This is a genomic window from Vibrio sp. Y29_XK_CS5 (assembly GCF_024181835.1).
GTDB lineage: Bacteria > Pseudomonadota > Gammaproteobacteria > Enterobacterales > Vibrionaceae > Vibrio > Vibrio harveyi.
On record NZ_JAMZAM010000005.1, the window covers coordinates 290,098 to 311,801 of the forward strand.

The 21,704-nt window shown below is 45.0% G+C and carries 20 protein-coding genes; 14 read left to right on the forward strand and 6 right to left on the reverse strand.

The annotated features are described in order from the left end of the window. Positions 1–219: 219 nt before the first annotated feature. Positions 220–1,194, forward strand: coding sequence for a DUF1852 domain-containing protein (locus tag NL647_RS20025; RefSeq protein ID WP_253650601.1), 975 nt, complete (start codon positions 220–222; stop codon positions 1,192–1,194). 28 nt (positions 1,195–1,222) lie between these two features. Then, positions 1,223–2,251: a methionine synthase gene (locus NL647_RS20030; RefSeq protein WP_005444948.1), complete on the forward strand. Its 1,029-nt coding sequence runs from the start codon at positions 1,223–1,225 to the stop codon at positions 2,249–2,251. Positions 2,252–2,337: 86 nt separating this feature from the next. On the opposite strand, the gene NL647_RS20035 is transcribed toward NL647_RS20030, so the two are convergent. Next, positions 2,338–3,231 carry a DMT family transporter gene (locus NL647_RS20035; protein WP_045489511.1) on the reverse strand — a complete coding sequence of 298 codons (894 nt, stop codon included), beginning with the start codon at positions 3,229–3,231 and terminating at the stop codon, positions 2,338–2,340. A 183-nt stretch (positions 3,232–3,414) separates the two neighbouring features. On the opposite strand from NL647_RS20035, the gene NL647_RS20040 reads away from it, so the two are divergent. Continuing rightward, positions 3,415–3,600 (forward strand): hypothetical protein, encoded by a 186-nt coding sequence (locus tag NL647_RS20040; protein WP_226982064.1) that lies wholly within the window; start codon positions 3,415–3,417, stop codon positions 3,598–3,600. A 41-nt stretch (positions 3,601–3,641) separates the two neighbouring features. Further along, complete coding sequence (locus NL647_RS20045) at positions 3,642–4,115, forward strand: MarR family winged helix-turn-helix transcriptional regulator (protein ID WP_187992825.1); 474 nt, start codon at positions 3,642–3,644, stop codon at positions 4,113–4,115. Between the two features lie 95 nt (positions 4,116–4,210). On the opposite strand, the gene NL647_RS20050 is transcribed toward NL647_RS20045, so the two are convergent. Continuing rightward, positions 4,211–5,230, reverse strand: a complete 1,020-nt coding sequence (locus NL647_RS20050) for a DUF2955 domain-containing protein (RefSeq protein ID WP_005444960.1) — start codon at positions 5,228–5,230, stop codon at positions 4,211–4,213. A 9-nt stretch (positions 5,231–5,239) separates the two neighbouring features. Further along, positions 5,240–6,304, reverse strand: coding sequence for an HlyD family secretion protein (locus NL647_RS20055; protein ID WP_005444962.1), 1,065 nt, complete (start codon positions 6,302–6,304; stop codon positions 5,240–5,242). A gap of 114 nt (positions 6,305–6,418) precedes the next feature. On the opposite strand from NL647_RS20055, the gene NL647_RS20060 reads away from it, so the two are divergent. Together NL647_RS20060 and NL647_RS20065 are read left to right on the forward strand one after the other, a co-directional pair. Further along, positions 6,419–7,279 carry a LysR family transcriptional regulator gene (locus tag NL647_RS20060; protein ID WP_045489503.1) on the forward strand — a complete coding sequence of 287 codons (861 nt, stop codon included), beginning with the start codon at positions 6,419–6,421 and terminating at the stop codon, positions 7,277–7,279. 477 nt (positions 7,280–7,756) lie between these two features. Then, a complete protein-coding gene (locus NL647_RS20065) occupies positions 7,757–8,299 on the forward strand; it encodes an isochorismatase family protein (RefSeq protein ID WP_005444966.1) in 543 nt (180 codons plus the stop codon). Positions 8,300–8,310: 11 nt separating this feature from the next. Here NL647_RS20065 and NL647_RS20070 read toward each other — a convergent pair whose 3' ends face one another. Further along, a complete protein-coding gene (locus tag NL647_RS20070; protein ID WP_005444968.1) occupies positions 8,311–9,207 on the reverse strand; it encodes a 1-aminocyclopropane-1-carboxylate deaminase/D-cysteine desulfhydrase in 897 nt (298 codons plus the stop codon). 233 nt (positions 9,208–9,440) lie between these two features. Between NL647_RS20070 and NL647_RS20075 the strand changes: the two genes are divergently transcribed. After that, complete coding sequence (locus NL647_RS20075) at positions 9,441–10,694, forward strand: leucine-rich repeat-containing protein kinase family protein (protein ID WP_253650602.1); 1,254 nt, start codon at positions 9,441–9,443, stop codon at positions 10,692–10,694. A 99-nt stretch (positions 10,695–10,793) separates the two neighbouring features. Here the strand turns inward: NL647_RS20075 and NL647_RS20080 are convergent, their stop codons facing one another. Together NL647_RS20080 and NL647_RS20085 are read right to left on the reverse strand one after the other, a co-directional pair. Next, positions 10,794–12,080 carry a HAMP domain-containing sensor histidine kinase gene (locus NL647_RS20080; protein WP_009698434.1) on the reverse strand — a complete coding sequence of 429 codons (1,287 nt, stop codon included), beginning with the start codon at positions 12,078–12,080 and terminating at the stop codon, positions 10,794–10,796. After that, positions 12,077–12,754 (reverse strand): response regulator transcription factor, encoded by a 678-nt coding sequence (locus NL647_RS20085; protein WP_253650603.1) that lies wholly within the window; start codon positions 12,752–12,754, stop codon positions 12,077–12,079. The genes NL647_RS20080 and NL647_RS20085 overlap by 4 nt, the downstream gene beginning before the upstream one ends. Positions 12,755–12,906: 152 nt before the next feature. Here NL647_RS20085 and NL647_RS20090 point away from each other — a divergent pair, with 152 nt between their 5' ends. From NL647_RS20090 to NL647_RS20120, 7 genes are all read left to right on the forward strand, one after another. Then, positions 12,907–13,947: a glycosyltransferase family 2 protein gene (locus NL647_RS20090; RefSeq protein WP_253650604.1), complete on the forward strand. Its 1,041-nt coding sequence runs from the start codon at positions 12,907–12,909 to the stop codon at positions 13,945–13,947. 2 nt (positions 13,948–13,949) lie between these two features. Next, positions 13,950–15,419, forward strand: a complete 1,470-nt coding sequence (locus NL647_RS20095) for a glycosyltransferase family 39 protein (protein ID WP_053050129.1) — start codon at positions 13,950–13,952, stop codon at positions 15,417–15,419. A 236-nt stretch (positions 15,420–15,655) separates the two neighbouring features. Then, positions 15,656–16,048 carry a GtrA family protein gene (locus tag NL647_RS20100; RefSeq protein ID WP_253650605.1) on the forward strand — a complete coding sequence of 131 codons (393 nt, stop codon included), beginning with the start codon at positions 15,656–15,658 and terminating at the stop codon, positions 16,046–16,048. Positions 16,049–16,430: 382 nt separating this feature from the next. After that, positions 16,431–18,527 carry a methyl-accepting chemotaxis protein gene (locus NL647_RS20105; RefSeq protein ID WP_253650606.1) on the forward strand — a complete coding sequence of 699 codons (2,097 nt, stop codon included), beginning with the start codon at positions 16,431–16,433 and terminating at the stop codon, positions 18,525–18,527. Between the two features lie 580 nt (positions 18,528–19,107). Continuing rightward, positions 19,108–19,776, forward strand: a complete 669-nt coding sequence (locus NL647_RS20110; protein ID WP_005444988.1) for a transcriptional regulator — start codon at positions 19,108–19,110, stop codon at positions 19,774–19,776. A gap of 24 nt (positions 19,777–19,800) precedes the next feature. Next, on the forward strand, positions 19,801–20,184 hold the full coding sequence (locus tag NL647_RS20115; protein WP_005444990.1) for a RidA family protein: 384 nt from the start codon (positions 19,801–19,803) through the stop codon (positions 20,182–20,184). 40 nt (positions 20,185–20,224) lie between these two features. Continuing rightward, positions 20,225–21,631, forward strand: coding sequence for a cation:dicarboxylase symporter family transporter (locus NL647_RS20120; protein ID WP_253650607.1), 1,407 nt, complete (start codon positions 20,225–20,227; stop codon positions 21,629–21,631). Positions 21,632–21,704: the final 73 nt, after the last annotated feature.

The window sequence follows — 21,704 nt, forward strand, 5'->3', positions numbered from 1 at the left end:
TCAACGTGAAGTAATACCAATGTTCTTCACGCAATGAAGCAAGTATAAAAAACAGACTGCTCTGGTGTCAGGCACTGTACAGCTGTTTTTAGTCCGAATCCTTCAAGGTAGAACGCTGCACAAACTGACGATTGGGATAATCAAAAAACAAAACCACCCCCAAGAACAGAGCGAGTAATCAGTCAGCGTTTATCTAAGGAAATAGGATACCAAGTCACCATGAATAACGATTTCACCTTTGCTATCAAAAGCATTCGTTTTGATGAGAACTACCAACCGTCAGACAGCACTCGTATCACCACTAACTTTGCAAACTTGGCTCGTGGAAGCAGTCGTCAAGACAACCTACGTAATGCACTACGAATGATCGACAACCGCTTTAATGCATTGGCACATTGGGATAACCCGACTGGCGATCGCTATTGTGTGGAATTAGAAATCATCTCGGTTGATATGGATATCCAAGGCAGTGGTGAAGCATTCCCTTCCATCGAAGTGCTTAAAACCAACATTGTTGACCGCAAAACCAACGAACGTATCGAGGGGATTGTGGGCAACAACTTCTCTTCTTATGTGCGTGACTATGACTTTAGTGTTTTACTGTTGGACCACAATAAAGACCAGCCGAAATTCAGTATCCCAGCAGGTTTTGGTGAACTGCATGGCAAGCTGTTTAAAGCCTTTGTGAAATCAGAATCGTACCAACAACATTTCCAGAAGTCGCCAGTGATTTGCTTGAGTGTATCGGACAATAAAGTGTACCGCCGCACGGAAAACCAGCATCCGGTTCTAGGTTTTGAATACCAGCCAAATGAATCGTCACTAACCGAGCAGTACTTCAAAAAGATGGGCTTGCAAGTGCGCTACTTTATGCCGCCAAACTGTGTCGCGCCGTTGGCGTTCTACTTCTTCGGTGACCTTTTGAATGACTATTCGAACCTAGAGCTGATCAGTACCATCAGTACCATGGAGACGTTCCAAAAGATTTATCGACCAGAGATTTACAATGCGAACGCGGTCGCAGGGCAGTGTTACCAGCCAAACTTGAAGAACCTCGATCACTCGTTGACCCAAATCGTTTATGACCGCGAAGAGCGCAGCCAGCTTGCAATTGAACAAGGGAAATTTGCTGAGGAGCATTTCATTAAACCTTATCAATCAATCCTTGAGCAATGGTCTGCCGCTTACGCGTAATCAATTTAGAATTTGAAAGGGAATGACGATGAAAACACTATTACCGACTTCAACAGCAGGCAGCTTACCTAAGCCATCTTGGCTTGCAGAGCCTGAAACGCTTTGGTCACCATGGAAACTGCAAGGCGAGGAACTCATTGATGGTAAACGCGATGCGCTGCGTGTCTCTTTACAAGAGCAAGAATTAGCAGGCGTCGATATTGTTAGTGACGGAGAGCAAACTCGCCAACACTTTGTGACGACATTTATTGAACACCTTAGTGGCGTAGACTTTGAGAACCGAAAAACTGTGACCATCCGTAACCGCTATGATGCGAGCGTGCCGACGGTTGTAGGTCCAGTAAGTCGAACCAAACCCGTGTTTGTGGAAGATGCGAAGTTCTTGCGTCAGCAAACCAAACAACCGATCAAATGGGCGCTGCCGGGACCAATGACGATGATCGATACGCTTTACGACGCTCACTATGGAAGCCGTGAAAAATTAGCATGGGAGTTTGCCAAGATCCTTAATCAAGAAGCAAAAGAGCTTGAGGCGGCAGGTGTCGACATTATCCAATTTGATGAGCCGGCATTTAATGTCTTTTTTGATGACGTGAATGACTGGGGTATTGCTTGCTTAGAGCGCGCTATCGAAGGACTAAAATGCGAAACGGCAGTGCATATCTGCTATGGCTACGGCATCAAAGCCAACACGGATTGGAAGAAAACTTTAGGCACTGAGTGGCGACAGTACGAAGAGGTTTTCCCGAAGCTACAAAAGTCCAATATCGATATTATCTCGCTTGAGTGTCACAACTCGCGCGTGCCTATCGAACTACTTGAACTGATCCGTGGCAAGAAAGTGATGGTTGGTGCAATTGATGTGGCAACCAACGAGATTGAAACGCCAGAAGAAGTAGCAAATACATTACGAGAAGCACTTAAGTATGTCGATGCCGATAAACTCTATCCTTGTACTAACTGTGGCATGGCACCTTTACCTCGTGAAGTTTCAACTGCAAAGCTGAATGCACTGAGTTTAGGGGCGCAAATCATCCGTAACGAGATTGCTGATTAATTTTTGTATCGATAGTTAAGGATACGAGAAAACCAAGACTGAGTGCTTGGTTTTTTCTTTACGCACAATGTTAACGACACCAGAGGTTAATAATTGATTACTTCCTGCTCAGTAGGGAGCTTCTTCCTGTATTCAAAGAACTGGGCGATCAAGTTGCAGACGACCATTAATGTCATCACACCAATCTGTACGTGAGTCAGGGAATCTCCCATGAGCGTGACGCCTAAGATCATCGCCAGAATCGGGTTAAAGGTGCCAAAGAAGCTGAGCTCATTAGTGGTAATTAAAGGGATGGTATAGACATAAGCTCCGTAGGCCACTGAGGTTAACCCGATGACAATCCAACCCATCGCCAGCCATTGTTCTAAGTTCTCTGGCAATAAAGGAACCGTGATGATTCCCCCCGAAAAAACGTCCCAATAGGCGAGAGGCAATAAAATGATGCCGCCAAAGATGAGCTTCCATGTCAGTAACTTCCACCAATGGATTTTCTTCATCACGTGTTTAGCAACAACACTTCCTGCAATCAATGCACTCATGGCACCAACCAAGAGTAATACCGCTGATAGGCTGATGGGTGCGCGGCTGGTTAAGAATAGATAAGCGGAACACGCCAATAGCACCATTGCCGACATCAATTGGATCATGGAGGGTTTGATTTGATGCGCGATCCCCATGATTGCCAAGCTCACAACAGGCAAAGCGATCATGCCTACTCCAACCAAAGTACTAGGCAGTCGCAGTGCTGCAGCGAATAACAAACCAAAAAACAACGCAATATTAAGGAAGCCAATTAAAAGTAGAGCAGGGAGCTCTGATAACTTGGGCATAGTTGGCTTTAAAATCAATAGGATGAAGCCAGCAGGTAGGGCTCTCCATACTGCTAGTGCAAAAGGTGACCAACCCACAAACTCTGATGAAACGACGGCGTAAGTCGTTCCCCAAAGTAAGGGCGCTAAGATTGCCAAGATGATTTTCATGCGTTGCCTCGATCCAGTTTTAAGTAAATTATGTTTAAGTAAACATAATTTACTTAAACATAAAATGAGGTTAAAGTCACCTTAATTGATCTTTTCTCTGATCTGCTGAATCTAAAATCAGATCATGCGGACGTCAGGCAAGAGAAAGGAGTAAAAGCATGAGTGAAATAAGAGGTGATGAAGGTGTTGGATTTGGTAAAAGCAGTAATTAAAACCCTAATAGGCTTTTTCGTAGATGTTTTCGCAATTTCAGTAATGGTACTATTTACGTTCGGTCTTATTCTTGAAGTTCTCTACTTCGATGCAAAGCTTGTTTTTAAAAAGCAGCATCGCCGTGTATGGCACAGTGGTGATAAGCAGCAAGAGTAGAATGGTATAGAGCGTTATTACACGGATTCATTATTTTGAGCATGACGAGCAAGCAAGTTGCAGAACAGTGGCTATCGATAAACCAAGAGTTGGACGGAAATGTTATTGAACTTGTGACATTGTTTGTTCGGTTTGGTACTTCACTTTCTGACACCAGAAGCCACTTTTGCAAGAAGCATGGACTAAACCCGTCGGAGTTTGATGTTTTAGCGACATTATACCGTTCTGGCGAGCCTTATGAGCTGACGGCAAAAGCACTCAAAGAGCAGACATTATTGCCATCTTCAGGCGCACTATCAAACCGATTGGAGCGCTTAGAAGCAAAAGAGCTTGTCGTCCGAAAACATGATTTAGTTGATAAGCGCTCAGTTAAAATATCGTTGTCAAAACAAGGACTCGCGCTGGTTGCCGCAATGGGGCCAGAGTTTTTTGGTGAAATGGCAGCGTTATTTGCAGCACTTCCCAATGAACAGCGACAATCGCTGTTGAGTTTGATGAGCTCACTTCAGTCTTAAGCGCGTAACCTTAGTTAAGCATTACGGGATATAAAGCTCGAATGCCGCTCACAGTAAAGTGAGCGGCATACTTCGTTTTCCGCCTCAGACAAGGCTTAATTCAACTCCACGTTCTTCACCTCAGGATGCTTCAATAACATCACTCGAATCCAATGGTGTACTACCCACATCACCATGGCAGTCAGCAATACCGCAACAAAGATAGAGCTAAAACGGTACAAGATGGAGAAGAATGCGTCTTTCTGTTCTGGCACTAAGGAAGTGGTGAGTGGTACAGATAACGCCGACATTGCCGAGAAGGCGATAGCTGCTTTGACCTGACCTTTAGTCAGCCACAAGCAGAAAGGTCCCATTGCAATAGTAAACGCCAGCCAAAACAGCAGACCGTAGCCAAACCAACTGCCCAAGATTAACTGCACCGCCATACCCGCGATACAACCTAGCGCTGTACCGATGATACGGATTTTCGCCATGGCCATTGAGCCTGCCAGTGTCATTGGCGTTAGGATGATGAGGATCGAAGCCTGCGCCGAAAGCGAGTCATACAAATCACCTATTTGGAACACCAAAAATGCCGCCATCGCTACCACCCAACCCATAGCAACTTGGCTGATGTAGTCGATATCGCTTTTTACTGGCGTGGTCATTTCTGTTTGCAAGATCTTCGACTCTGGCTCTGGGAATAACCAATAAGCGAGAGCACAGACGAAGATGTTACTGAAAGAGATCACCCAAAGATTGACGTTGAACTCTTCAATATCCATAAAATCGTAGCTAGCAAAGTTCAGAACAATCGAGCCAACCAATAACCCCATGTAGCCAAATAAATACGTCTTTGGGTTCATCATTGCAACGCACTTAAACAACATCATAATGCCCACCGCAGCAAACATTAGTAAGGGATGAAACTGAAGGTATTCAAGAATAAAGGTCGCTTGTACTGTGGTCCAAATTGCGGAGAAGAAGACCATCAAAACTAAGGGTAAGCTGAAGTGGTCCATGCGTCCAAGAACGAACAATGGCAGCATGATGGCAAAAAAGCCGTAAGACCAACCAAAGATCATGCTCAATGCCAATCCCATTGAGCAGCCAAACCAAATACGTAGTGTCTTCATCACTGCCACCTAATAGATAAAGTGGAACCAGCTTGCGAGGTGGATCTGTGCTTGTGCCATCAGTTCCCAGAATGGACTGTTGTCTGGGTAAAGCACAATGGTGGCACGTGAACCGACGAATAACGATGAAGGAAGCGCCTCTTGGCTGGTCAAATTAACGCGAGTGCGCTGCGCATCACGTACCCAACGATTGTTTACTTCTACTTTGGTCAGTGCACCGTTCGGCGTTTGTTGCGCCGCAGCGACACCATAATCACGGCTGGATAAATCGAAATCGTATACTGAGCCTGGATTGGCATCGAACGCCACCATTGCGTGATAGTTTTTATCAACTCCTGCGACGGATTTTTCTCGAAAATCTGCTGCAACCCACATAGAACCAGTTGGGACAAATGTCAGCATTGGCATATTGGTGTTTGCCATGGTACCTACTTCTAACTGTAGGTTCGTTACAACGCCGTCGCTTGGTGCCATGACTGCCGTATTGGCAAGATCGAGCTGGGCTTTTTCAATGCCATTTTGGGCAATACGTACCGCAGTGCTTTGCCCTTTTTTATCCCCCAGTTGCGCTTCAATCACTTTCAGGTTTTGTTGCTCGGCTTTAAGTGCCGCGCGAGAGACTTGGTTTTGCGCGTAAGCGTTGTCTAGCGTGGACTGTGAAATCACCTTTTGTTTAGATAGCTTTTGTAATCGTGTGTACTCACGATGAGCGTTGTTATAAGTCGCTTCGGCGCGCGCAATGTTTGCTTGCGCAGCTTCACGTTGAGAGTAAAGGGTCGCTTCTTTTTCATATGCCGATTGTAGAGACAGCTTGGCTTGCTCTAGAGCAATCTTGTATTTTCTATCGTCAATCTTGAATAGGACATCACCTTGGTGAACTGACTGGTTATTTTCAATCAGTACGTCGGTCACTTTTCCTGAGACTTCAGGTGCAACTTGCACCACATAACCCTGCACTCGACCTTCGGTGGTGATAGGTGCGTGGCGGTCGGCAATAATAATGTAGAAAAATAGTACAATGAACAGGACAATAAGTGTTCGCATCCAGTGTTTGAATTTATGATCCGCTGTCATAACTGATACCTGAATTTATGGGGCTAACAAGCAAATAAGACAAAGGATTATAGAGAAGTTGGTCACAGTTCAGTAGAATGGCAATAAGTGCATGAGTGACCTAAAAGTAGGACAATGAACGTAAGCTTTGATGATCTTCACTTGTTTAGCCAAACCGTGGTGCACGGTGGCATTAGCGCGGCAGCGCAGGCAAATCAATTGCAGCGCTCAAAAGTAAGCCGTCGCTTGCAGGAATTAGAGAAAGCCTTAGGCTGCCCATTATTGATCCGTACAACACGAACGATAGAGTTAACCGAACATGGTAAGCGTTTGTTTGAATTGGTTGGGCAACCGATAGAACATATTCAGCAAGGCTTGAATGTCATGCATGAATATCAACAAGAGTTGACGGGGAAAGTGCGTGTCGCGATTCCATCCGCCTTGATGAGCTCGGCAGCATTCAACTGGATTATAAACGAGTACACCACGCGTTATCCTGAAATGTCGGTTGAGATTGAAAACCATCAAGAGAGTGTGGATCTCAAGCGCCAAGCGTTCGATCTACAACTCCTACCGAGTGTGGCCAAAGTGTCTGATGACAGTTACGTTCAATTCAGCTTGTTGCCATATCGTAGCCACTTCGTTGCATCTCAAGCTTACCTTGAAGCGCATACACCGCTGCAAAGTATGGAAGATTTAAAGCATCACCGTTTGCTAACAAATCGCTACAACGCCGATTTGTTAGACCCTGAACTTCATGTCGCTGTGAGATCGGACGATTTAAATTTGCTACGTCTAATGGCGATTGCTGGTAATGGCATCGCCTTTATTCCACAGGTGCATTCAAAGCCAGCGCTGGAGGACGGCAAGCTGGTCGAGGTTTTGCCGGAATTTACCCATCCTAAGCAGCATTTGACACTGATTTATCCTTCTAATTTGTTCTTACCCAATAAGGTAAAGGCATTGATTGATTTGTTTAGAGAAAAATTCAAATAGCGTGAGCAGACAGTCACTTTGTCACTTTGCTTGACGGCGGAGATACCGATTCTTGATTTAGAATTACTAGGGTCTGTTGACCTTTTGCGGTTAAATTTTGTTCGAGATAAAAGCGTTTTAATCGCGGCGAGAGGTTTGTAGCCTAGTTATTCTAAGCAAAATCCTCTCAACAAAGAGTAAAACGCTTTTAGCCGAACCCTTCGGGCTGCGTTTGTGGCTCCTTTCTACTGCGTTATCGGCTTATCAGGTAGGGCAACTACATTTCAAAGCCTCTGCCTTGTATAAAGAACCCACAAACTGCTGCAAAAATCAGCTCAAAAGGTCAACAGACCCTAGATCTTTAAATCGCCGCCGCGTCTACAAACCAAGTCATTCTCGCTGAACCTAGCATTTCGAGGTTACTTGGGTATACATTGATTATGTTCGAAAGCTTGGAGCAACAAAGAAAGGCGCTTCAAGCCCGCAAAGGAGATAAGAATGCTATCGAAAAATACAACTGGTCTTATTGTTGTCGATGTACAAGGTAAACTCGCAACCTTGATGCACGAAAGTGAAGCCTTGATTGAAAGCACCACCAAATTAGTCAAAGGCGCGAAAGCTCTGAATTTACCGATTGTTTGGCTTGAGCAAAATCCGGAACGTTTGGGACCAACAGTAGAACCGATCCGAGAGGTGTTGGATAAGGCGCACTTGCCGATCGCAAAGTACACTTTTGATGGTGTGAAAGAACCAACATTCAAACTTGCAGTAGAAAACGCCAATATTGATACGTGGTTAGTTTGTGGTATCGAAGCGCATATTTGCGTATATCAAACGGCGGTATCGCTGCGTCAAATGGGCTTCAAAGTGGAGCTAGTGACCGATTGTGTCTCTTCGCGAACAGCGGCAAACAAAGCACTGGCACTAGCAAAGTTAACCGCAAACGGAGTCGGCCTGACGAGCGTAGAGATGTGCTTGTATGAAATGGTAGAAGATTGCAGAGCGCCAGAGTTCAAATCTATCCTAGCGCTTATTAAGTAACGCTACTTCGTTTATTCAAATTCTCGTTGATACCTTGGCAACATCGATTCGTTGCCAAGTAACCCACCTTGGTGGATATAAATCAGCGTCTTATCTTCATTCTCTGCCAACCACGGCTGTAGGCATTGCCACATGTAAGGGTCATACAGTAGATCGAATTCTAGGTTGGTTTGATCGTAGAGCGCATTCCACGTCTCGTAATCGCTTTGATATAAACGACCGAAATGATGTTTATCGCGTACTGAGAGAATAGTGGGGTGATTTTCGGTTTCTAGCGTGTTGAATTGCTCAGTGAGGTAGTGCGCATCACCCACACAAGCACAGGTCACGACCTCGATTCCATGAGGTTTTAAGTGTTTACTTAAGTACAGTGCGGTGGTTCCGGTTCCCGATGGTAACGCCACTACAAACTGTTTTCTGCCTTCAAGGCGTGTCCAATCAAGCAGCTCTCTCGCTAGTTGTTTTACCCCAGCTTCGGCAATCTTCGCTTTACCACCTTCCGGGACGACCAAGGTCGTATCGTCCAAGCCTCGTACTTGCTCGATGTATTCGGTTGGATGCAGTGTTGAACCAAGGTCTTGCATCGCGGTGATGCTCATACCTAAATCAAGCGCACCTCGATAGTTGCCGATAGGGGAGTCTTTAAGCCAAGACGGAATATGTTGAACATAGAACTCGAAGTTCCAGCCTTTGATTTGCGCCAGAGCGGCAAGAGAATACATCGCATTGGATTGAGCTGAGCCGTAGCTGATGAGCGTTTTGGTATCGCTGTTCTGTGTTTCCATCAACGCCATAAATTTACGTGCTTTGTTCCCAGAAAAGTGAGAATGCAGCATGTCATCACGCTTAAGAAAAAACGTGTGACCATTAAAGTTATGTTGAGTTATCGGGCTTTCAGAGAGTTTCATGCTACTGCTGACGTGTCCAACCACGCGACCTTGCCGTTAAAAAGGGCGCGTAGTGTAACGCCATTAAACCCAGATAAAAAGGCTGGGTTTCAGAGCATCAGATTCGGTTATTCCTGATGCTCTATCATAAGCACAATGGGTTTCTTTAATAAGACGATATTCCATGGCTCGCCTTTCTGCCTCAAGCCACGTAAACTACGCCGCTTATTTCTATTCAATCAGAAGGCTTGGTTTTGCAGACTCTAGAACAATTAAAAACAGGACAATTAGTAGGAATTAAACAACTAAAGTTGGCGGAAGGGCTGACAGAGTTTCCTATGGAAATTTTAGAGCTTGCAGACACGCTTGAAGTATTAGATTTATCTGGCAATGCGCTGTCTGAATTACCACAAGAATTAGAAAAGCTTACCAAGCTAAAAATCATTTTTGCTTCGAACAACCTGTTCACGCACTTACCAGAGGTGTTGGGAAAGCTTCCAAGCCTAGAGATGGTTGGGTTTAAAACCAACAAAATTAAAGAGGTAAGTGAAGCGTCACTACCAACTCAGTTACGCTGGCTGATCCTGACAGACAATGAGATTGAAGTTCTTCCAAACAGTCTGGGTGAAAGGTCGCGCCTAAGAAAGCTTGCTCTGGCGGGCAATCGCATCAAACAACTGCCAAACAGCATGGAAAACTTGGTCAACTTGGAATTGATTCGTTTATCTGCGAACCAGTTAGAGTACTTCCCGGATGTATTGATGAAGCTGCCTAAATTGGCGTGGTTGGCTTTCGCAGGTAACCCATTCTGCAAGCATCCATCTTCGCTAGACAGTGTGCCTAAAGTGACCACAAGCAGTTACTCGCTTAACCATGTTCTTGGTCAAGGTGCGAGTGGTGTGATTTCTCACGCGAACTGGACTGACGCTCAATATGACTTCCCGAGTGAAGTGGCGGTGAAAGTGTTCAAGGGCGAGGTCACCAGTGATGGTTTCCCTCATGATGAACTTGAAGCATGCTTACAAGCTGGTCATCATGACAACTTGGTCAAATCTATCGCGCAAGTGGATGACGGTACCGAGCTTGCTCTAGTGATGGAGCTGATACCAAACAGCTACTACAACTTGGGTTTGCCACCAACTCTTGAAACTTGTACTAGAGACACCTTCCCAGAAGGGTTCAAGTTGACGATGACTCAAATTGAACTGATTGTAGAGCAGATGGTAGATGTGTTTAATCATCTGCATGACAACAAGGTGTGTCATGGTGATCTATACGCTCACAACACATTGGTTAACGCGCAAGGGCAGATGATTTTTGGTGACTTTGGCGCGGCGAGCATTTACGGATATTTATCGGGCGAGCAGCAAGCAGCCATCAGAGCAATCGAGGCGAGGGCATTGGCGTGTTTTATCGAAGATTTACTTTCTGTTGGTGACGCGTCTGAGGTGGACTCTGAGAAGCATCAGCGATTGAGTACGCTAGCTGCATCTCTATACAACGCCTAACTCTACAACGCTTGGAGTCGAAAGGCATCGACGCACAGGAGTCGTCATCAGACGATAGTGCAAAGTCGGTGCCTTGGCCTGAGGGTGGAATGCACTTGGCTAGGTCTGATGTTCCAATGCAAGATTTATAACGGCTTCGCATCCACCATCTGGGTGAGTTCCGATGTCAAATTGCCAGCCGTAGCGGTGACACAGGTCATCCACAATCATTAAACCCAGCCCATGTCCTTCTGAATGAGGGATACTGGAAAAACCTTCCCCTTCATCACGAACCCAAATGGTATCTTCGTTCATGCCAATATGGATCGCCCCATATGGCGTTGCCGCAATGCCATTTCGGATCAAGTTACCAAGAATGATGGTCAAGACCGCATTGGTAGCGCGCGTTTTGGGGTTACCGTCTATCTGCACATCAAAACTGAGTGCTTTCTCATCCGCTTGCGCCTGACTTTGCGCAATAATTTGAGTGAGCTCTTCTTCGCTAATGCTTCGTACGGGTGAGTCATCTGTATTGCGTTCATATCGCACTAAGCCGAGTAGGGCGTCCACCATCGTCGACATTTGTTGCGTTGCATCTTGAATACGATGAACCTGTCGCGTTTGAAAATCCGTACTGGCGCTTCTCGCCAATAAACTGCTTGAGCCTTTCATTACCGTCAATGGTGTGCGTAGTTCATGGCTTGCATAACGTGCAAAAGCTTGCTCCCGCTTGATGACTTGATTGATCTTACGGCGATACTCATTAAGCTCATCCGCTAAGGTTTGAAACTCTTTTGCCGAACTTTCCGGCACACTAAAGGTTTGGGTTGGATCACCTTGGTGTTGGTCAAGTTGCGTTTTTAGGGCGTTAACAGGCTCGATCAAGCGTTGTGATAACCGCAGTAACAAGCTACCAAACAAGAACACCAAGATTGCGACGATAGACAGCACCATAGCAACCACCATGATGAACTCTTCGGTGGTAATTTCGATTTCATCAATCAGGGATACGAGGATTACTGGATGCTCTACACCTTTACTGGTGTAGGTGCTCATATAAATCATTCTTGAACTTGGCTCATCCCCGACTTCATCCAAAAAATGTTTTTTACCTATTAAATACTTCTGAAATGGGGCAGGTACTAAGGCAATGTCGTTGTAGGCGGTGGTCAATAGGTCTAATTGTATAACGCCTGCATTTGGATGAGATTGAAAGTGTTCGATCGCCTCTTTTTTATCGATCATGATCCGGCGCTCGCCGACACGATCTTCTGACCATAAAAGAGCACCAGTGATGAGTGCAAAGCAGAAAATACCGATAACGACAGAAACGAAAGAAAAAAACAGAGCGAGTCGCCCTGTCATACTTTGTGTGCTTTGCGTACTGGCAAGTAAGCGGTTGATCATACACCTGTCTCCAAGCGGAAGCCAACTTTTGGAACCGTAATGAGCACATGTCGTTCGAACGGCTTATCAACTTGGTTTCGCAGTTGGTAGATATGGCTGCGCAGTACGTCGTTGTTCGGCTCGTTCTCTTGCCATAGACGAAATGCAATGTCTTCGCGAGTGACGACATCTGGTGCGTTCTTCACCAACATTTCCAAAATTGTATAAGTGGTCGGATTGAGGGCGAGAAGCTTATCTTGGCGATACGCTTTACGGGTTTTCTGATCGATTGAGACTTCACCATAGGTTAACTTGCAAGACGCGACCGTACCGCGATAACGGCGAATCAAAGCGGTCATGCGTGCTTCCAATATGTCTAGATCGAAAGGTTTTGTCAGATAGTCATCCGCACCGTGGTTGAAACCTTTTAACATGTCGTCTCGACTGTCGAGTGCGGTGAGCATCAATACAGGCGTATTGTTGCCTGCTTCGCGTAATTTATTGCACATAGTCAAGCCATCCATGCGAGGTAGCATTAGATCAAGCAGAATAATATCGAAGGTATTTTCCATCGCTAATTTCAGACCAAGCTCGCCATTGTCAGCGTAATCGAGTTCCATACCCGCACACTCAAAATAGTCGAACAGCATGCCTGCAATTTCTCGATTGTCTTCGACCAAAAGTACGCGTTTCATGTATTTCTCTCCAATTTGGCAGGTTTTGGAAATTAGGGACTTTTCTTAACAGAACATTATGCACTAAGGGCGTGAAAAAGATGTCAACAACATCTCTTTCACATGGTGACTTGTAGACTGCATCCATTCATTGGATTTAGTGGAAGAGTAGCATGTCAACCTTCAACATTCACGCCGCAACCTTTTCAAAGGTGAGCCAACACGCTGAGCCTAAAACAGTCTTGTCTGTTGTGGTGCCATTCTTTAACGAGCAAGAAGTCTTGCCAGAATTCCATCGTCGTCTCACAGCAGTATTGGATGACATACCTGAGCGATGTGAAATCGTGTATGTCGATGACGGTAGCAAAGACGACAGTTTAATGATTGCTCAAAACTTTTCTCAATCTTCTAGCGACATTCGCTGTCTAGCACTTAGCCGTAACTTTGGTAAGGAATCGGCGATGAGTGCCGGTCTTGAGCATTGTCATGGCGAAGCTGTGATCGTGATTGATGCCGACCTACAAGATCCACCAGAGCTTATTCCAAAGATGCTATCTAAGTGGCGTGAAGGTTACGACGTGGTCAACATGCAGCGCAGCGAACGCCATGGCGAGACATGGTTTAAGCGCTTTTCAGCGGCGTGCTTTTACAAAGTCCTAAACAGTATGGCGAAGCTTGATGTTCCGGAAAATGTTGGAGACTTTCGCTTATTAAGCGCCAACGTTGTCAAACACATCAATGCTCTGCCAGAACGTAATCGCTATATGAAGGGCATTTTTTCTTGGCCTGGATTTAAGCAAGTTACGGTGCCGTTTGAACGTGATGCTCGCTTTTGCGGTGAAACCAAATGGAATTACCTCAAGCTGATCGGACTCGCGATGGACGGTATCACTTCCTTTTCTATCCGTCCTTTACGCCTAGCAACGCTTGCAGGTGCGTTAGTTGCGTTCAGTGCATTTATCTACGGCGCATTCATTGTGATGAAAACGGTCGTATTTGGAGAGCCAGTTTCCGGCTATCCATCCATGATGGTGGTTCAACTCGCACTTGGTGGTGTCCAATTGCTCTCTATCGGATTGCTTGGTGAATACATCGGGCGCATTTTCATCGAAACCAAGCAACGACCTCTTTATCTTATCCAGTCTGTTTTCGAGCGACCAGCAAAACATCAAACCATCCAAGCTATGAAGTTTAAATTTGGAGAATCTGCGTAGTCATGAGTATTAATAAAACCCACCTATGGCTGTTGTTGGCGTTCGCGTTGTTACTTCGCCTTATTTCTTTGGCTACGTATCCACTTATGGATACGACAGAAGCTCGCTATGGCGAAATGGCGCGTTTGATGGTGGAGACCGGTAATTGGCTCACCCCACAATTTGATTACGGCGTGCCATTTTGGGGTAAGCCACCTCTGTTTACTTGGATGAGTGCGTATGGCATTGAGTTATTTGGGCTAAATGAGTTTGCGGTGCGCGCACCTCATTGGTTAGCGGGTGTCGCGACTATTATTTTTGTTGCAGCCATGGCGCACCGTGCTGGTTTTAGTGCGCTTGTCGCATCGTTAGTGTTGGCAACATGTGGCATTTTCTCGATTGCAGCGGGCGCGGTGATGACGGATATGGCACTCACGTTAGCTATGACAATGGCTATGTTTGGCTTTTATTATTGTTGGCTCGGAAAAGACAAACACAGCCAACTTTGGGGCTATCTGGGGTTCTTCGGTCTGGCGTGTGGGTTACTCGCAAAAGGTCCGGTTGCGATTGTTATCATGGGGATTGCTGTCTTTCCTTGGCTGGTTATTCAGCATGGCTTTTTTGGTGCTTTTAAAGCCTTGTGGCAGCGTTTTCCATTGATTTCAGGCTTAGCGTTGATGTTGGCGATCGCACTGCCTTGGTACATCATGGCGGAGATGGCGACGCCGGGGTTCATTGATTATTTCATTGTTGGTGAGCACTTTAAACGCTTTGTCGTAAGTGGATGGGAAGGGGACCTATATGGTTCTGCTCATGACCAACCACGTGGCATGATTTGGCTATTCTGGCTGCAATCGGCTGCGCCATGGTCGCTCGTGTTGCCTGTTCTGGTGTGGAAGCGCCGACACACAATCAAATCAATAGAAACGGATCATCAAGGCTTGTTCAGTTTCTTAATGTGTTGGCTGATCTCGCCAATGGTTTTGTTCACTATGGCAGGGAACATTTTGCCGGCCTACGTGCTACCAGGTGTTCCTGCATTGGGTATCCTGATTGCAATGTTAGTGGATAAATATGACTTTAAGTGGCTTACTGGCACGGCAGCAGTGTTACCTGTACTGCTCATGATCGCTATGTTGGTCTTAAACATGGGCAAAGCAGACAGCCGAAGTGATCGTATTCTATTTGCAGAGATCACCGATAATGCACCTGTTTTTTACATTGGGAAACGTCCGTTCTCTGGTCAATTTTATAGCCAAGGACAAGCGAAAAAACTGGAAGATGTAACAGAGCTCAATCAACTAAATAAGTTCTACCTCATTGGTAAAGAACAACAAGTTGACAAGTTGATCCATGATAACGCCTTGAGCTGTACTAATGAGTTTACTGCTAAGTCAAAGCGCACGCTCTATACCTGCGTTATATACCCAAATAACCTCGAGATGCTAGGTTCAGCGAGAACGACTTGGTTTGTAGACGCGGCGGCGATTTAAAGGTCTAGTGGGTCGAAATCAAGAATCGGCAACAAAGTATACAAGCCAAGACCCTTATATTTGCAAAGAGCGCCCTTTGGGAGCGTGTCTTTGACTCGCTTTTTTAGTCAAACAAATGGTCGCGTCAAACACTTGGGAAGAGCTGGCTATTACACAGCGTTGTTTTCCTTGCTCTCGAATCAATGACAACGCTCTGAATTCTGCATCTTGAAGTCACTTGGGTATAGGGTAACGTGATGAGTAGATTATTGACATTTGCTATGGTGGGTGGTGTCGGCTTCATCGTCGATACACTCATTTTTATGGTTTTATTTCAATGGGCTGGGGTCGAATTAATGATGGCTCGAGGGCTGGCATTTTGCGTTGCTGCGACCACAACATGGTTGGGCAATCGATGTTTGACGTTTTCGCAATCAGCAAAGGATAGAGCATTTAACCAATGGCAAAAGTTTATGCTTAGCGCAAGCATCAGCGCATTACCAAACTTTGCCGTTTTCAAAGTCACCACACTCTTATTGGGTACACAAGGGACAACAGTTTACATTGCTTTAGTGATGGGAATTTTGGCGGGTATGGTGAGCAATTACTTGCTGAGTATGCACTGGGTGTTCCAACAATCGAGCGAATAATGGCTTGGTTATCCATATAATAATTGCAGTGAAAACAAAAAGATGAGGAAAATTAAATGTGATCTAAATCACGAAATGATTAATCGACTCGTAAGCATACCTCTACTTTAATATTTGATTACTTTCATATAAAAGCCATCTTTTTTGTAAGGTTTAAGTTCCGTAAATACAAAGAGTTATACTATCAACTTAATCACTTTATTTATTGTGCAGCTCATTACCTTTAAATATAAAATCCCCTTGCCAGTTAATTCTGTTAATAAAATTGATCTTTCTGTTCTTTTTCTGTTCATATCTTGGCGCCTCCTGTTCACTTCTGTTGTTTAAAATCCACGATATTTCAAAAACTAACGCCAACTTATTTTTAGTTACAGAGGTTTCTATGTTTAACAGTATACGAACGCGAATTGCGGTCAGCGCTGGTGGAGCGATGGCTTTCACTTTGCTTATTGCCATGGGAATGACCACAAACGCATTTACCGATGTAAACAAACAAGTGAACGAGAAGGTCAAAACGCAGTTAACAGATGCGACCAACACCGACTTGCAAAATACCGCAATTCAGCAAGGTTTGAATGTAGCCAACCAACTCGATCCTGTGTTGGCAAACCTTAAACAAGTACGTTCGATTATTGAGTTAAGTGCAGAGACAGATGCGAGCGCAGATCTTATTGTTAAACAGTTTACTGCCGCATTAGAAGCACAAAACAAAGCCGTATTTGCTGGTTATATGGTTTGGCAAGACAAAACATGGTCACAGCAAACGACTTTTAGTCCTGAAATCGGCTTTAACAGCCAAGGCTACCTCGCACCTTTCTTCTCTCCAAACGATAAGAATAGCTTTGACGCTGTCGCAATGGAGAGCTTTAGTAATACGGAGTTAAACAACAACGGTGAGCGTAAAGACGATTGGCACTTAATGCCTTACGAAACAGGCAAAACTTTCGTAATGGAGCCGTACTTTTATCCAGTTCGTGGTAAACAAGAGTTGATCACTACCATCAGTCAGCCAATTAAGCAGGATGGTAAAATCATTGGCTCACTCGGTTTTGATCTCTCGCTACACGAGCTGCAAAGTCAGAGTGAGTTGTTTGCACGAGACCTGTTTGAAGGACAAGGAAAAATCCTTATCACATCATGGAAAGGCATTACATTGGCAAACAGTCGTGATGCAGAAATGGTAGGCAAGAAGGTGTCTTCTGAGCTTGCAGCACAGTGGGCAAACATTCAGTCGATCGCGAAAGAAAAAGGTGCTGGTCTCGTTACTTTTGGTGGTGACGAATATGCGATTACGTCAATTGAAACGAGTGATGCTCCGTGGGTAGTCATGGTGTCAGTTCCCAGCAACTATCTTACAAAAAGCGTCGACACCTACCAACAATGGAGTGATGAGCAGAATACAAAAGCGCTTGAAAAAGGTGTGTGGGCGGGGATCATCGCTGCTCTTTTAGGTATTGCTGCTATGGCGTTTATTGCCAGCTCTTTAGGTAAAGTGCTCAATAACTTAGTCGAGCGCTTTAAAGATGCGGCACAAGGCGAAGGCGATCTGACCTACCGCATTGAAGTGAAAGGCAAAGATGAAACAGCGCAGCTTGCCCACTGGTTCAATACTTTCTTATCCCGTATGCAAGAAATGTTGTTGACGGTAATGAGCACTGCAGATCAGGTAGATAAGAACGCCACAGAAGGTCAAACGCGAGCAGCGGCATCTCGTGATCAACTCAACGCGCAGGTGAATGAAGTGAATTCACTGGCAACTGCAATCAATGAGATGAGTGCAACCGCGCAAGAAGTTGCAAACTCTGCGGTTCAAGCGGCTGCTGCAGCAAGCCAAGTGCAAAGCAACAGCCTAAATGGCATGACACGCATGGACAATGCGGCGAGTGCGGTCGACAATTTAGCGATGCAAGTCAACGATGCACAGCAGCAAACGCAAAACTTGGTCGATTCTAGTACCGCGATTCAGGGTATTTTGAGTGAGATTGGTGGTATTGCTGAACAAACCAACCTGTTGGCACTGAATGCTGCGATTGAGGCGGCACGTGCAGGTGAAGCGGGTCGAGGTTTTGCTGTAGTAGCGGATGAAGTTCGAAATCTAGCAAATCGTACTCAAGGTTCAACAGAAGAAATCCGCGTTATGTTGGCTCGCTTAGAACAAGAGACACAATCTATTGTCGTGTTGATGGAGCAAAGTCAGAAACAAGCCATTGATACCAAGGGCGAGACTCAAGCAGCGCATTTGGCTCTGTCTGAAATCAACCAAGCGATTGAAGTCATCAATGACATGAACAATCAGATTGCTTCTGCAGCTGAAGAGCAAAGCTCCGTTTCAGAAGAGATCAACCGCAATGTTGTGATCATCAACGATACGGCGGTAGAGGTGATGGACACCATGACATCATCGGTTGAAATCAGTAACGAGTTGACGGTCAAAGCTGGCGATCTTCACGGAGAACTCAGTAAGTTCAAGCTTTCCTAGTTTGTTTTTACTACCCTATAGTTTTATCGAACCGAGCGCATCGAGCGCTCGGTTTTTTTATGTCCTAAATAACCTGTCCAATTTTTTCTTCTGTATCTGCGTCTTTTTGAATTCAGATTCGTCTTATAGGTATGGAATGGAAATAAGTTGATTGTACGCCCACATATCTCAAGGTGATTTAGATATACAAATTGGGTATGTGAGATGAGATTTTATTCATCTTGTGTCGTGGTTTGAGCGTTTTGATTGAAGTTGATTTTATAAATCAACTTGCATTTCGAATGAGAATTTACCGTATGTGGTTTTTATTGAGTTTTAGAACTTGTTCTAGATCATTAAAGTGTTCAAAAATGCAATCTTTGATTTTAAATATTTAAACTTTGACAAGGTTTAAGAAATTAAACCGAATTCATATGTTTTTGGTGATCTTGTTCAACTATTGTGCGTGATTTTGATCATCTATTCGATTTTTGCTGGTGTTTTGAGCGTTAATTTGCGGTTTACAGAAGTTTACTCTGTATTGCTGAACTTACCCGAAAGGAGTAGTTTTCAGTCATTGAGTTCAAAAATGTAAACCGAAATGATGAGTGTAAAGCAAGTTAGATTCACCGACGAAGACAGAGCATGTTTAAGCAACTATTTTCGCTTGGCAGATACAATCGCTGACTTGATCGGACCGTATTGCGAAGTCGTTATTCATTCATTTGAAAGCTTAGAAAATTCAGTCGTGAAGATTGTAAATGGTCATCATACTGGGCGTGAAATTGGCTCGCCAATCACTGATTTGGGCTTACGTATGTGGAGTACCTTCGAGAAAACGGGCGAGGTCTCTCCGAAGAGTTATTTCACCAATGCCGCCGATGGTTCGCTACTGAAATCGACTACGTGCATTTTGGCTGGTCCAGAGCAAAAGCCGATTGGCATGCTATGTATCAACATGAATTTATCTTTCCCATTCCCTGAGATCGTCAAGACGTTGATGCCACAGTGTCACGTATCACAAACCTTGGTCAGTGAGACCTTCAGTAACAACGCCAATGATGTCATCAAGCAAGCGTTAAGTGCTGCCACGCAAGAGGTTGACCAAGATGAGACGGTTTCAGCTAAAGGTCGTAACAAAGCCATTATTCGTTGTTTGTTTGATAACGGTGTATTTGAGCTAAAAGAGACGACGACACAAGTATCAGAGCAACTTGGGATTAGCCGTCAGGCGGTTTACAAGTTTATCCGAGAATTTAAATCAGAATAAAATTAATCACTTAGGAGTTGTATCGTGAAAAAAATTATTGCCACTGAACAAGCACCAGCAGCTATCGGTCCTTACTCTCAAGGCACAGCTTACGGCGACATGGTTTACACATCAGGTCAGTTGCCACTGGTTCCAGAAACCATGCAATTTGTTGAAGGCGGCATCAAAGAACAAGCTCGTCAGTCACTAGAAAACTTAAAAGCAGTTCTAGAAGCAAGCGGTGCGGGTCTAGACACAGTATTGAAGACGACATGCTTCCTATCAGACATGGAAAACTTCGCCGCCTTTAACGAAGTGTACACAGAGGTATTTGGTACAGAAAACGCACCCGCTCGCTCTTGCGTTGAAGCAGCAAGACTACCAAAAGACGCATTGGTTGAAGTTGAAGCCATTGCATACAAAAAGTAACCGATTTTCGGACATAAATGGGTATCAATAGGAGATTCTCATGAGCGTTTCATTTATTGGATTGAGCATCCTGTTCTTTGGGTTCTACGCATTACTTGCGAACTTCAAAAAACAAAAGAAAAGCTTTAACTTCCGCGTACTGAGTGCGCTTGCTGCTGGCCTGTTATTCGGCGGTGCAATTCAGCTCGTATTCGGCGTAGGCAACGTTGCAACGGCAGGTTTTGCTGAACTGATTTCTGTGTTCGGTAAAGGCTACATCAAGCTTCTACAAATGATCGTAATCCCACTAGTATTTGTGGCGATGATCTCTTCGATCATGAACGTAGAAGGCGGCGGTGCACTATCGCGTATCGCACCAAAAATCATCGGTATTCTACTTTTCACTTGTGCTATTTCTGCTGCAGTGGGCATCGCAAGTATTTACCTGTTCGGTATCGATGCAAACGCACTAGTGAGCACTATCGGCACTAACAGCGCTATCGAAGCGCGTGGCGACTCTCTGATTGCAACGCAAGATGCGATGGCGAGCAGCGGACTGTCAGGTATGGCTCTGTCTATCATCCCAACGAACATCTTTGACATGTTAACGGGCTCTCAACGTACTTCGACGCTATCGACCGTCCTGTTCGGTATGTTCCTTGGCTACTGTATCCTGCAAGTGAAAAACCGTAAGCCAGAGAAAGTGCAAAACTTTGTTGATTTCATCAACTCAGCAAAAGAAGTAGTGCTTTCAATGGTACGTGAAATTCTGAAGCTGACGCCTTACGGTGTATTTGCTCTGATGACTACGTTCATGATGACAAACGATTTGTTCGCACTAGCAGAAATGGGTCGATTCCTACTAGCAAGCTACGTGGCAATCGGTGTAATGTTCTCTATCCACTTCGTGATGGTGTCTTTGTTCGGTCTGTCTCCTGCTAAGTTCATGAAGAAAATCTGGCCAGTGCTCGTATTTGGCTTCGGTTCTCGCTCAAGCATGGCGGCAATCCCACTAAACGTTGAAACTCAAACTCAACGTCTAGGTGTGGACGAAGAAACAGCAAACATGTCAGCAACATTCGGTACCAGTATCGGTCAGAACGGTTGTGCGGGTATCTACCCAGCAATGCTAGCTATCATGGCGGCTCAAGTAATGGGCATGCCAGTTGACCTAGGCTTCATCCTACAACTGATTGCTGTAATCGCGATTGCTTCATTCGGTATCGCAGGTGTTGGTGGCGGTGCAACGTTCGCAGCAGTAGCGGTACTAACCATCATGGGTCTAGACATTACGGTTGTGGCGATTCTGGTTTCTATCGAAGCGCTTATCGATATGGCTCGTACCGCGCTTAACATCTCTGGCTCAATGTTGTCAGGCGTGCTAACCGCGAAGAAGAATGGCTCACTAAACACTGAGCAATACAACGCAGATGTGGCTGCAACAGTGTCAAAAGAAGCAGCAGTGTAATTTCTAAACTTAATAAAGAGCACCCAACGCGGGTGCTCTCCGTTTTTCCTGAGTTCAGGTTATTTAGGTAATA